The 11,872-nt window shown below is 62.7% G+C and carries 12 protein-coding genes; 6 read left to right on the top strand and 6 right to left on the bottom strand.

Going from position 1 to position 11,872, the window contains the following annotated elements; all coding sequences use genetic code 11:
- Positions 1 to 62: 62 nt before the first annotated feature.
- Positions 63 to 1,460 carry a heavy metal sensor histidine kinase gene (locus AC3WQZ_RS24565; protein WP_454751256.1) on the bottom strand — a complete coding sequence of 466 codons (1,398 nt, stop codon included), beginning with the start codon at positions 1,458 to 1,460 and terminating at the stop codon, positions 63 to 65.
- Entirely contained in the window at positions 1,457 to 2,143 is a 687-nt protein-coding gene (locus AC3WQZ_RS24570; RefSeq protein ID WP_454751257.1) for a heavy metal response regulator transcription factor, read from the bottom strand. The genes AC3WQZ_RS24565 and AC3WQZ_RS24570 overlap by 4 nt, the downstream gene beginning before the upstream one ends.
- A gap of 202 nt (positions 2,144 to 2,345) precedes the next feature.
- On the opposite strand from AC3WQZ_RS24570, the gene AC3WQZ_RS24575 reads away from it, so the two are divergent.
- From AC3WQZ_RS24575 to AC3WQZ_RS24600, 6 genes are all read left to right on the top strand, one after another.
- Positions 2,346 to 4,238: a copper resistance system multicopper oxidase gene (locus tag AC3WQZ_RS24575; protein ID WP_454751258.1), complete on the top strand. Its 1,893-nt coding sequence runs from the start codon at positions 2,346 to 2,348 to the stop codon at positions 4,236 to 4,238.
- Positions 4,239 to 4,459: 221 nt separating this feature from the next.
- Positions 4,460 to 5,389 carry a copper resistance protein B gene (locus AC3WQZ_RS24580; protein ID WP_454751286.1) on the top strand — a complete coding sequence of 310 codons (930 nt, stop codon included), beginning with the start codon at positions 4,460 to 4,462 and terminating at the stop codon, positions 5,387 to 5,389.
- A 37-nt stretch (positions 5,390 to 5,426) separates the two neighbouring features.
- The gene (copC, locus tag AC3WQZ_RS24585; protein ID WP_454751259.1) at positions 5,427 to 5,813 is read left to right on the top strand and encodes a copper homeostasis periplasmic binding protein CopC; all 387 of its coding nucleotides are present in this window, start codon (positions 5,427 to 5,429) and stop codon (positions 5,811 to 5,813) included.
- 7 nt (positions 5,814 to 5,820) lie between these two features.
- Positions 5,821 to 6,738, top strand: coding sequence for a copper homeostasis membrane protein CopD (gene copD / locus AC3WQZ_RS24590; RefSeq protein WP_454751260.1), 918 nt, complete (start codon positions 5,821 to 5,823; stop codon positions 6,736 to 6,738).
- Positions 6,739 to 6,806: 68 nt separating this feature from the next.
- Complete coding sequence (locus AC3WQZ_RS24595; RefSeq protein ID WP_454751261.1) at positions 6,807 to 7,283, top strand: cupredoxin domain-containing protein; 477 nt, start codon at positions 6,807 to 6,809, stop codon at positions 7,281 to 7,283.
- A gap of 579 nt (positions 7,284 to 7,862) precedes the next feature.
- Positions 7,863 to 8,210 (top strand): CzcE family metal-binding protein, encoded by a 348-nt coding sequence (locus AC3WQZ_RS24600; protein WP_454751262.1) that lies wholly within the window; start codon positions 7,863 to 7,865, stop codon positions 8,208 to 8,210.
- Positions 8,211 to 8,402: 192 nt separating this feature from the next.
- Here the strand turns inward: AC3WQZ_RS24600 and AC3WQZ_RS24605 are convergent, their stop codons facing one another.
- The 4 genes from AC3WQZ_RS24605 to AC3WQZ_RS24620 all read right to left on the bottom strand — a co-directional run.
- Complete coding sequence (locus AC3WQZ_RS24605; RefSeq protein WP_454751263.1) at positions 8,403 to 8,600, bottom strand: hypothetical protein; 198 nt, start codon at positions 8,598 to 8,600, stop codon at positions 8,403 to 8,405.
- A 610-nt stretch (positions 8,601 to 9,210) separates the two neighbouring features.
- Positions 9,211 to 9,738: a c-type cytochrome gene (locus AC3WQZ_RS24610; RefSeq protein ID WP_454751264.1), complete on the bottom strand. Its 528-nt coding sequence runs from the start codon at positions 9,736 to 9,738 to the stop codon at positions 9,211 to 9,213.
- Positions 9,739 to 9,781: 43 nt separating this feature from the next.
- On the bottom strand, positions 9,782 to 10,198 hold the full coding sequence (locus AC3WQZ_RS24615; protein WP_454751265.1) for a DUF411 domain-containing protein: 417 nt from the start codon (positions 10,196 to 10,198) through the stop codon (positions 9,782 to 9,784).
- Between the two features lie 64 nt (positions 10,199 to 10,262).
- Positions 10,263 to 11,872 (bottom strand): copper-translocating P-type ATPase (locus AC3WQZ_RS24620; RefSeq protein WP_492301421.1); only part of this gene is annotated, 1,610 nt, incomplete at its 5' end.

Below are 11,872 nucleotides of genomic sequence, written 5' to 3' on the forward strand. Positions count from 1 at the left end.
GCGCCGTGGCTATTTTTACATTGGCCTCACCCGAGGCTGGCGCCGCCGGTGCAAAAAGGCGGCTAGCTGCGAGCCTCGCTGCGCTGGCGCGGAAACGTCAAGACGAAACGCGTCTTGCCGCCGGACGATTCGGCCGAGATCTGGCCGCCGTGGGCAACCATAATGGCTTGCGTGATGGAAAGGCCCAAGCCCACGCTATCGGAGTCCTCCGCCCGGGTCCGTGACTTGTCCGCGCGGAAGAAGCGGTCGAAGAGCGAGGGCAGCAACTCGGCGCTGATCTCCTCGCCTTCGTTCTCCACCACGATGGTGGCGTGGCCCGACTGCTCGCGCGCCTCCACGACAATCTGCTTGCCCTGGGGCGTATAGCGCAGCGCGTTGGAAAGCAGGTTACTGAGCGCGCGACGCAGCATCAGGCGATCGCCAGCAATTCTTGCCTGCCCCTGCAGCCGCAGATTCACGCCCTTGTCCTCCGCCAGCGCATCATAGAAGTCGAACAACGCCCGCACTTCATCGGCCACGTTGATCGCTTCCTCGTTGGGCAGCGTGATGCCATGCTCCATCTTTGCCAGGTACAGCATGTCGGAGACCATCCGCCCAAGCCGCTGCAACTCCTCCGCATTGGAGGCAAGGACCTCGCGGTATTTGGCGGCGTCGCGGGGCTGCGCCAGCACGACATGGGTCTGGGTCATCAGGTTGGTGATCGGCGTGCGCAGTTCGTGGGCCAGGTCGGAAGAGAATTCCGACAATCGTCGGAAGTCATCCTGCAACCGTTCCAGCATCGCGTTCAACGTTGCAGCCAGATCCGCCATCTCGACCGGCACGGCTTCCACCGGCATGCGCGCGTCCAGCTTGTTCGCGGTTACGTCCTTGGCACGTGACGCCATCATGCGCAACGGTGCCAGCCCGCGTCGCGCGGCCCACCAGCCAAAGAGGCCGGAGGCCACGACCGCCAGGGTCGTATAAAACGCCAGCGATTGGCGGAATGCATGCATGAAATGGTCGTGAATTTCCGTGTCCATGCCGACCACGACGCTCAACGGCCCGACCCGCGTATCGGAGACTCCCACCTGGGCGCGCATGCCACGGTATTCCTGCGCGCCCTCCTGCCAGACAAAGGTGTCGTCGGTTGCGGACTTCTGCGCGATGGCCTCGAAAGCTGCCCCAAAATCGAAGCCCTGGGTGGCATACAGACTATGACCGTGAGCGGTCTGCACCTGCGCGACGAAGCCGGGGTGGTGATCGACCATTTCCTTGAGCCGCTCGGGCAAACGATCGGCCGGGGTTTCCTGCGCAATCTTTTGGATCAGGCGAATGTTGTCGCCGAGCACCACATAATCCTCGTTGGTGAAATGGCGATCCATCGCCAGCCAAATGAGCACGCCCAGACCGAGCAGTACGACGGCCGACGAGAGCGAAAACAGGATGGTCAGGCGCATCGTCAACGACAGGCGATGCTTCATGCCTGCTCCTCCGGCGCTTCCAGGACGTAGCCCATGCCGCGAACGGTCTGAATCAGCTTGGTGTCGAAATCATCATCGATCTTCGCCCGCAAGCGGCGAATGGCAACATCGATCACATTGCTGTCGCTGTCAAAGTTCATGTCCCAGACTTGGGAGGCAATCAACGAGCGCGGCAGGACCTCTCCGCGCCTGCGGGCGAGCAACTCGAGCAGTGCGAATTCCTTGCTGGTCAGCGCAATGCGGCGCCCGCCACGAGACGCGCGACGCCTGCCCAGATCCAGCACCAGGTCGCCCACCTGGATGCGGTCCATCGCCAGCTGTACGGTACCGCGACGCAATAGCGTGCGGACCCGGGCCAGCAACTCCGAGAAAGCGAAGGGCTTCACCAGGTAGTCGTCTGCGCCCAGCTCCAACCCCCTGACCCGGTCGGCCACGCTGTCGCGGGCGGTCAGGAACAAGACCGGGACCGGGTTGTCCGCGGCACGAATGGTCTGCAGAATGCGCCAGCCATCGAGATCCGGTAGCATGACATCGAGGATAATCAGGTCATACGACTCATTGAGCGCCAGGTGCTGTCCGTCCAGCCCGTTGGCGACCAAGTCGACCACGAAGCCGGCCTCGGTCAGCCCCTGGCGCAGGTACTCGCCGGTCTTGGATTCATCCTCTACCACCAGCAGCTTCATCTTCGAGCCCTCCCCCTATTTTTTTCGATTATGTGCCAGCCCCCTGGGCCAACTCTATACGGGGTAGTCTACCCAGAGGCTCTGGCAGTGACCTCAACCTTACCGGAATGTAATGTTTGGGTAAGTTGACGGTAGCCTCGCTCTCGTTACTCTCTGCATGCCGCCTTCGGACGCGGCCATTCGAGCAAAAAGGACTAATTTCATGCGACGTGATCGACCGTCTGGCCTTGTGCTGCCTAACCTGCCGCGCCGCCGTTTTGTACAGGGTCTGGCCGCCGGCGGCGTGATGGCGGGACTGTCTGGTCTTGGCGCCAGCGCCTGGGCGCAGGCGTCGGAGCGGCCGCCAAATGCCTCATTCGGCACTTCACCCGTGCTGCGCGGGACCGAATTCGACCTCGTGATCGGCGAGTCGGTGGTCAACTTCACCGGAACCCCGCGGGTGGCGACCACCATCAACGGCATGTTGCCGGGGCCCACGCTGCGCTGGCGGCAAGGCGAGACGGTGACGATCCGGGTGACGAACCGGTTGCGCGAACACACGTCGATTCATTGGCACGGGATCATTCTGCCGTTTCAGATGGACGGCGTGCCGGGCATCAGCTTTGCCGGCATCGCGCCGGGCGAGACCTTCACCTACCGCTTTAAGGTCGACCAGACTGGCAGCTATTGGTATCACTCGCACTCGGGCTTCCAGGAGATGACCGGCGTGTATGGCGGCATTGTCATCGATCCGGCCCGCGGCGTGGATGGCGTGCGGGCCGATCGCGATTACACGGTACTGCTCTCGGACTGGACCGATGAAGATCCGATGCGCGTGCTCTCGAAGCTGAAGGTGCAGAGCGATTACTACAACTATAACCAGCCGACGGTTATCGATTTCTTCCGCGACGTCTCCAACGAAGGGATGAAGAGCGCGCTCGCCAAGCGCAAGATGTGGCAAGAGATGCGCATGAACCCGACCGATCTGGCGGACCTCTCGGGTGCCACGCTGACTTTCCTCACCAACGGCGTCACGCCGGCCGGTAACTGGACCGGCGTGTTCAAGCCCGGCGAGAAGATCCGTCTGCGGTTCATTAATGGCGCGGGCAACACGTTCTACGACGTGCGCATTCCCGGCCTGAAGCTCAAGGTCATCCAAGTCGATGGACAGAACATCGATCCGGTGACCGTGGACGAGTTCCGCTTCGGCCCGGGCGAGACCTGTGACGTGGTGGTCGAGCCTCGCGACGACGCCTATACGATCTTTTCGCAGTCGATGGACCGCACTGGCTATGCCCGCGGCACCCTGGCGACGCGCGAGGGACTGACTGCGCCGGTGCCGGCGGTCGACAAGCCGCAGTGGCTCACGATGGCAGACATGATGGGCAGCATGGGCGGCATGGATCACGGTGGCATGGGCGGGATGGATCACGGTGGTATGGCCATGCAGGGCATGAGCCACGCTGGCATGCAAGGCATGGATCATGGCTCCATGGGCGGCATGAGTCATGGGGCCATGACGATGGATCATAGCCAGCACGCCATGGGCGGCATGGCTAGCATGGACGCTGCCGCATCGCTGAAGGTCCCCAGTACCAAGGCGCGCCACGCGAAGACTGAATATGGCGCCACCACGGATATGCGCGTCGACATGGCGCGCACCAACCTCGATGACCCCGGCATCGGTTTGCGCAACACCGGGCGCCGTGTGCTGACGCTGGCCGACCAGCACACCATTGGGGGTCCCTTGGACAAGCGCGGTCCGGGGCGCGAGGTGGAGCTGCACTTGACCGGAAACATGGAGCGGTACTCCTGGTCCATTGATGGGGTGGAGTTCGGGAAATCGACCCCGGTCTACTTCAAGTACGGCGAGCGACTGCGCGTCATTCTCCACAACGATACGATGATGACGCACCCGATGCACATGCACGGCATGTGGAGCGAACTCGAGGCGCCGGACGGCTCGTTCCAGGCGCGTCGGCACACCATTGCCGTACAGCCGGCGCAGCGCATCAGCTTCCTGGTCACTGCCGACGCATTGGGCCGGTGGGCGTGGCACTGCCACCTGATGTTGCACATGGATGCAGGGATGTTCCGCGAAGTGGTGGTGGCCTGACCTCTTAATCGAATACGCACATGCATAAACCAACAAGAACAGTACTGGCCGCGTTGCTTGCGTCCGCGGGCATGAGCGCCGCTTGGGCGCAACACGCCCACACACCCGATAGTCAGGCAGGATCCTCGTCCACAGCTGTTGAAAAGGCGAAACCTACGCCAAAAGCAAAGTCGCCTGGCACGCAAGCCATGGACCATGGCCAGATGCAGGGCATGGACTCGATGCAGGGCATGGACCATAGCCAGATGCAAGGCGTGGAGTCGATGCAGGGCATGGACCATAGCCAGATGCAAGGCATGGAGTCGATGCAGGGCATGGACCACAGCCAGATGCAGGGCAAGGACTCGATGCAGGGCATGGACCACAGCAAGATGCAGGGTATGGACCATGGCGACATGCAGATGCAAGGCGGAAGCGCTCCCGCCGATGCGCGCGATCCGCACGGCTACTCGGGCGGCTACCAGCTCGGTGTGGGCCAGTACGCCGTCGGAACGGCCCGGTCGCTGCACATGGCCGACGAGCACCTGTTCGCCTCGGTGCTGGTTGACCGGCTGGAGTGGGTCAAAGGTAACGAAAGCAATGCCGCCGCCTACGAGGCGCAAGCGTGGATCGGCAGCAGCTTTAACAAGCTAGTCATCAAGGCCGAGGGGGAATCCGAGAAGCGCAGGATTCCGGAGGCCCGCACCGAGCTGCTGTGGGGCCATGCGATCGCCACGTATTGGGACACACAGCTGGGTATCCGCAACGATGCCGGCTATGACCGGCCGACCCGCAACTGGCTGGCCTTCGGCGTGCAGGGCCTGGCGCCGTACTGGTTCGAGGTCGACGCAACCGGCTATATCGGCACGGAAGGCCGTACTGCGCTGCGCCTGTCAGCCGAGTACGAGCTGCTGATTACCCAGCGCCTGATTCTGCAGCCAAGAATCGAGGCCAACCTTTACGGCAAGAACGACCCCGCGGTCGGCGTGGGCAGCGGGCTTTCCAACGGCGCGGTGGGACTGCGTCTGCGCTACGAGTTCAGCCGCCAATTTGCCCCGTACATCGGCATCGAACGGTTTCAGACCTTTGGCAATACCGCCGACATGGTTCGCGCCTCAGGCGGCCGTAGTGGCGAAACTCGCTTCGTGGCGGGTGTTCGCATGTGGTTCTAACCACGCCTTTTAACCACGCTTTAACTTGGAGTTCACCATGCAAGCGCCCCGCTTCACCATCCGTGCCACCCTGGCTGTCGCAGCCGTGCTGGCCAGTTCCGTCGCCTTCGCCCATCCGAAGCTGGTTTCGTCCACGCCCGCCGACAAGGCCGAAGTGTCGGCGCCGCAGAAGATCGAACTGAAGTTCTCGGAAAACTTGGCGACCCAGTTCTCCGGCGCCAGTCTCGTCATGACCGGCATGCCCGGGATGTCCAGCCATGCGCCGATGAAGGTTGCCGCCAAGGTCTCGGGCAGCGATGATCCCAAGACGATGGTCATCACCCCGGCCCAGACGCTGACCCCGGGCAATTATCGCGTGGATTGGCGTGCCGTGTCGTCCGACACGCATCCGATCAACGGCAATATCGCGTTCACCGTCAAGTGATCCGCAGATGGACTGGGCAACTGTTGCAGTGCGCTTCGCACTCTATTTCGACCTGACCACGCTGTTCGGACTGCCATTGTTCGGTCTGTATGCCTTACGCCGTGATGAACTGTCGTCGCGGCTTGGCGCGCGCTTTGCGACGATCTGCATGGCTCTCGCGGCACTGGGGGTTGTCCTGTCGCTCGCCAATATTGCCATCATGGCCAAGGGCATGACTGGGGCATCGTCGTACGGCGAACTGCAGGGCCATGTCTTCGAAATGATTGTGACGGGCACCGATTTTGGCGCGGCCTGGGCCGCGCGCCTAGTTGCCCTGCTCCTCTGCGTCGTGGTCGCCTTGTTTGCTCGCCGGCGGCCGGCGCTTCAGTTCGGGGTATTGACTGCCGCAGGCGGCATCGCATTGTCGACGCTTGCCTGGGGCGGACACGGCGCCATGGATGATGGCGTGCGGCGCTACATTCACCTGACCTCGGATATCGCCCATTTGATGGCCGCGGGTGCCTGGGTGGGCGCGCTCCTGGCATTCGTCTTGTTAGCGCGCGCCTCGGCCACGCCTGCAAAGGTCGCCTTGTTGAGCCGCACGTCGAATGGGTTCGCGCAGGTGGGCACCATCGTCGTCGTGACGCTGACCCTCACCGGCGCGGTGAACTACTGGTTGATCATCGGGCCTGAATTGCCGGATCTGTCGCTCACCTCGTACGGTGGCCTGCTGGTGTTCAAGCTGGCGCTGTTCGGCTCGATGCTTGCTCTGGCCGCGGCCAATCGCTTTCGCCTCAGTCCGCAGCTGGAGCAGGCCATGCGAAGCGGCAATCATGCCGTGGCCGTTCGTACGCTGCGACGTAGTCTGATGTTCGAGACCAGCGCCGCGACGCTTATCCTGGCGCTCGTCGCGACCTTGGGCATCCTGTCGCCTGCAGGCATGTAGCGTCTTCGTCGACAACTGCGCGGCCTGGCTGCGCCCCCTTTGTCTCTATCAACCGCCAAGGAGATGCCATGAAGACCATCAAGCAACTACTGCTGGTGCTGGGCATGTCACCGATGCTGGCCTTGGCCGCCGGCAGCATGGACAGCCATGCGAGCCACGGCGCTGCCGCAACGTCCGCCGCGGGCCAACCGGGCAATCCCGCGAAGGTGAGCCGTACGATTGACGTGGCAATGGCCGACACGATGCGCTTCACGCCCGCGTCGATTGCCGTCAAGCGCGGTGAAACCGTGCGCTTCGTCGTCCGCAATGTCGGCAAGGTCGAGCACGAAATGGTCATCGGCAACGCCAGTGAGTTGAAGCAGCACGCGCAGATGATGCGCAGCACGACCCCTGCCAAGCACGGCGGCGCGAATCAGATTACCCTTGCGCCCGGCCAGAAAGGCGCGCTCGTCTGGCAGTTCGATGGGCCCGGGACCGTCGACTTCGCTTGCCTGGTACCGGGCCATTTCGAAGCCGGCATGGTCGGCAAGGTGGCCGTCAAGTAAAGCGCGACGCCGGTTTGGCGCGTCCGCGGCGGGCCGGGCTCCGCCAGGACGTAGACTTTACGTAGAAGGCGCGTGTCGACCGCTGCGAAGTGACGTCGTCGGTGCCCGTCGTCGATGCCGATGGTCCGGGGCGATCTCGCCGTCCGCGCCGCCGTGAAATTCCAACTCGATCCAAAACCCTCAACGACGCTCACGCATCGGCAGCGGATAGTTGGATCATGGTGCCATCATCACGGGCGCACGCCATTGCACTGGAGGTTCTTCACCCTCGCTCCGGACCAAGCCGCGCAGCAGACCGGACCGGAAGCGTGGTCTTTTGCCGGCAAACCTGTGGGGCATGACGTGGACTCGAATGTTTCCTGACGAGAATGTAACGTTCGGGCAACGGCATCGTTGGGATGCCCTGATTAGACTAGATCGTACGGCAACTAGCGCTCCGGTGTCGGTGGCGTTGCCAGCCTTGCCGATAGATCAGCCTTGTTGGCCCGACTGCGTGCCTTCTCGGCGAGATTGGAAGCTGGGTTGTCGCAAAGGCGTGGGTCCATTAGACCTTGCCGCTAATCGATAGGGAGTCTGATCATGACTACGAAGCAGGCCTTGCGGATCGCGCTTGCACTCTCGGCCTTCGGCATGGCCTCGGCGTGTGCGCCTTTACCACCTGCTAGGGCCGATTTGTATGGTACGGTCGCTGCCGTCGAGACGGCGACTCGTTCAATCACGCTGCGGCCAGGGATGCGATACGTTAACGTGACCTCCGGTGAAACCGTCGCGTTCCGCGGCGCTAACCGCACAGTGGCTTGGAGCTTTATGACTACCAATAGTGGACGATCGGCAGTTGAACTGGGCTTCCTTCTGCCGGATCTGCCAGAAGCCAAAGGCATCACGGCCGTCATCGCGCCGAACCCCCTTTTTCGGGGCAGCGCATGACGTGGTAGTTGCCAACTGGGGCTGTGCGACACGTTGGCAGCCATCCCCCGTCAGCGCGATGTTGGCCGCCGAGGCATTGGCGCTTGCAGATGCGGAGAGCAACGACGGTCTAGCCATATCGCAGCCTGCTCCGCAACGCTGGACGCGTGGCCTTGGCTGCGCATGCGCGCTTGCAAGCCAGCAAAGCGTGGTCTAATGCAATTTGGCGAGAGCATGCAGAATATTGCTCCCCCGCGTCGTGATGTGGAGACGATCGCCGTAACCCAATTTTTCCAGATGCACCAGCTGCCGCTCGACCAATGCCTCGATCGCCGCGCGATCGAGGTCGGCGAGATTGGGTGCTGCGTCTTCGATCAGCATGAGTGTGGCGACTTCATGTGGTGTCAGCATCGTTGTCTCCAGAGACCCCTAGGACTGAATTGGCGGATGGTTCCGCTCTCTTGGCGACGCGCTTCAGCATTGATTCAATGACCGCAGTGCAGAGACGTCAAGGTAAATCACCGGCGGTGGGTCTACCATAGGGCAATGCCCTACTTTCCTCAACGGCCATGAGACTTCTCTTCCACCAGCCATGCCGCCCGGACCAGCCCCTACACGGCGTTCGCTATTACTTGATCATTGGAGTGGCGCTCGTCCTGCTGGGGGCTCTGTATCTCGTCTGGGCTAGATAAGCTGTTCCCCCAGCGCAGAGTCTGGGCCGATGACCCATTGTGGTCATCGGCGCGGTGGCACGCGCCCTGCGGACCAGTCCTGGCGCCGGGCAGCCCTCCAATAGAAAGCGCCCGTCAGGAACGGGACGAGAGTCCCTGTCCGCGATGCAGAGAGGGCGAATGCAAGCAAGCCGGCCACCTGCGGTAGGCAGATGGTGCGCAGGCACCCGCACTGGTGGTGCGCGGGCGCTGCGTGGTACGCCTGCAGTCGCCTGAGCACGGCGACAGGGCCTCGCCGTTTAGCCGCAGCGCCCATGCAGTTGCCCAGCAGCGAACGTCGTTGCCGTCGCCTATTTGGGGCTCGCATACTGATCGGTCGCTTCGCGCTGCGCCGCAGCCATTTTTTCCGGCCAAGTGCTCTTGATGTAGGCGAGCACGGCGATGATGTCGTCATCGGGCATCGACTGGGCAAACGCTGGCATGTCGCTCACATAGCCTTTGGGCGCGGTCACGCCAGCAACGAGCCCGTGCTTCGTGATGGCAAACAGCACCGCGTCGGCATGGTGCCAGGTATGGCCCGACGCATCGTGCGGTGGCGCTGGCATACGGCCGTTTGCAAGCCGCTCACGCCAATTGGGCTGGCCGTCCAGCTTGGTGCCATGGCATGACGCGCAGGTCTGGGCGTACAGTTGCTTGCCTCGGACAAGGAGTTCGGGATCTGTCGCATCGATGCGCAGCTGGCGCGCCTCAGCAGGACTCGTCTGAGTAGCCGGCGCCTCCAGATAACGTTTGGTCTTCAGTGCAATCCCGGTGGCAGCCGCTGCGCCCACCACCAGTAGGCACGCCGCGATCCAGCGCGACTTGTTTGACTCTTCCATATGCTTTGTCTGGCAGCGCTGGCCGCGTTGCCAGACCGGGCCCCTAGTCTTTTGAGAATGGCTTACCGCTGAAATCAACGGTCACCAGGTTGCCGTCCATCCGCCCCATGCCAGGCGAGTTCGCCGGCATGCCGGGCACGGCGACACCTTTCAGGGTCGGATGGGCGACGAGCTTTCGGACTGCTGTCGCCGGCACATGGCCCTCCACCAACTGAGCGCTGCCATCGATCACCGCGGTATGGCAGGAGCCGAACTGGGCCGGTACACCGAGCTTGGTCTTCATTGCCGTCATGTCGGACGAATGAATCACCTTGGTACGGAGGCCGGCCTGGTTGACGTGTTTGACCCATTCTTCACAGCAGCCACAATTGGGGTCCTTGTACACCATTAGCGTCGGCGAGGCCGCATGCGCGCCGGCGGCGACCGCGAGGAACGCGACAGTGCTCAACAGATATTTCATTGATCCTCCTAAAAAAGCCATTGATGTCGATTGACGAGTAAGTACGGGCGGCGTCATCGCTTGCTCAGATATCCGCCCGGCGTAGGCGCAGCGCATTCGAGATCACCGACGCCGAGCTTAGACTCATCGCCAACGCGGCAATCATAGGCGACAGCAGCAAGCCGGTGAACGGGTACAGCACGCCTGCGGCCAACGGTACCCCAAGCGCGTTATAGATGAACGCGAAGCCAAGGTTCTGTTTCATGTTGCGGATCGTCGCCTCAGACAGTGCGCGCGCGCGCACAATGCCGCGCAGATCGCCTTTGACCAGCGTCACCTGGGCACTGTTCATCGCAACATCGGTGCCAGTGCCCATGGCAATGCCCACATCCGACTTGGCGAGCGCCGGCGCATCATTGATGCCATCCCCGGCCATGGCGACCACCGCACCGCCTTGCTGCAGCTGGCTAACCAGGTGGAGCTTGTCTGCGGGCTTCACTTCGCCGTGGACCTCCGCAATCTCCAGCCTTGCGGCGACCGCCTTCGCGGTGGCCACACCGTCTCCGGTGGCCATGACTACGCGGATGCCTTCCGCCTTCAGGCTCGCCAGCGCTTGCGGCGTGGAATCTTTGACGGGATCCGACACCGCGAGCAGGCCAGCCAGGCGGCCATCGACGCCAAGATACATGACGCTCGCGCCTTGCGCGCGCAGCGTATCGGCTTGGGCGCGCAGCGCCTCAGTGTCGATGCCGTCGGCCTCCATCAGGGCCGTATTACCGATGGCGAGTGTCTTCCCAGCTACCGTACCCCGCACGCCGATGCCTGTGCTCGATTCAAAGTCCTGTGGCTTCTCCAGCGACAGGCCACGGGCATGGGCCGCGTCCACCAGCGCGGCCGCCAGGGGGTGTTCACTGCCTTGGTCCAGGCTTGCCGCCAGGCGCAGGACCTCCTCGTCGGCATAGCCGTTTGCGCCAGTCGCGCGCTCGAAGGCCGGCCGGCCCTCGGTCAGCGTACCGGTCTTGTCGACGATCAGCGTGGTCACCTTGCGCAGGTTCTCGATGGCTGCGGCGTCGCGGAACAACACTCCGTTGCTGGCGCCCTTGCCGCTGGCAACCATGATCGACATCGGCGTGGCCAGCCCTAACGCACAGGGGCAGGCGATGATCAGTACCGCAACGGCATTGATCAGGCCGAACACCCAGCTGGGCTGCGGACCGAACATTCCCCAGGCAAAGAACGTCACCACGGCAACGCCGATGACACCGAGTACGAACACCCCCGCAACCTTGTCGGCCATGCGCTGCATCGGGGCCTTCGATCGTTGCGCCTGTGCCACCATCTGCACGATCTGCGACAGCACCGTCTGCGAACCAACCTTCTCCGAGCGAATGATCAGACTGCCCGAGGTATTCATCGTGGCGCCAATGACATGGTCGCCCTCGCGCTTGCTGACCGGCATCGATTCACCAGTGATCATCGCTTCGTCCACTGAACTACTGCCCTCGGTCACGATGCCATCCACTGGCACCTTCTCCCCGGGCCGAACCCGTAGCAGATCACCAACATGCACATGGGTAAGCGGCACATCCTCCTCGGCGCCATCCGGCCCGATGCGACGGTAAGCGCTCAATTGACGACGTCTGGTATTGAAGGCTGAATGTTGGCAGGCTTGCGTCCGCAAAGACTTTGCGGACG

The organism is Cupriavidus sp. FW305-26 (assembly GCF_058787975.1).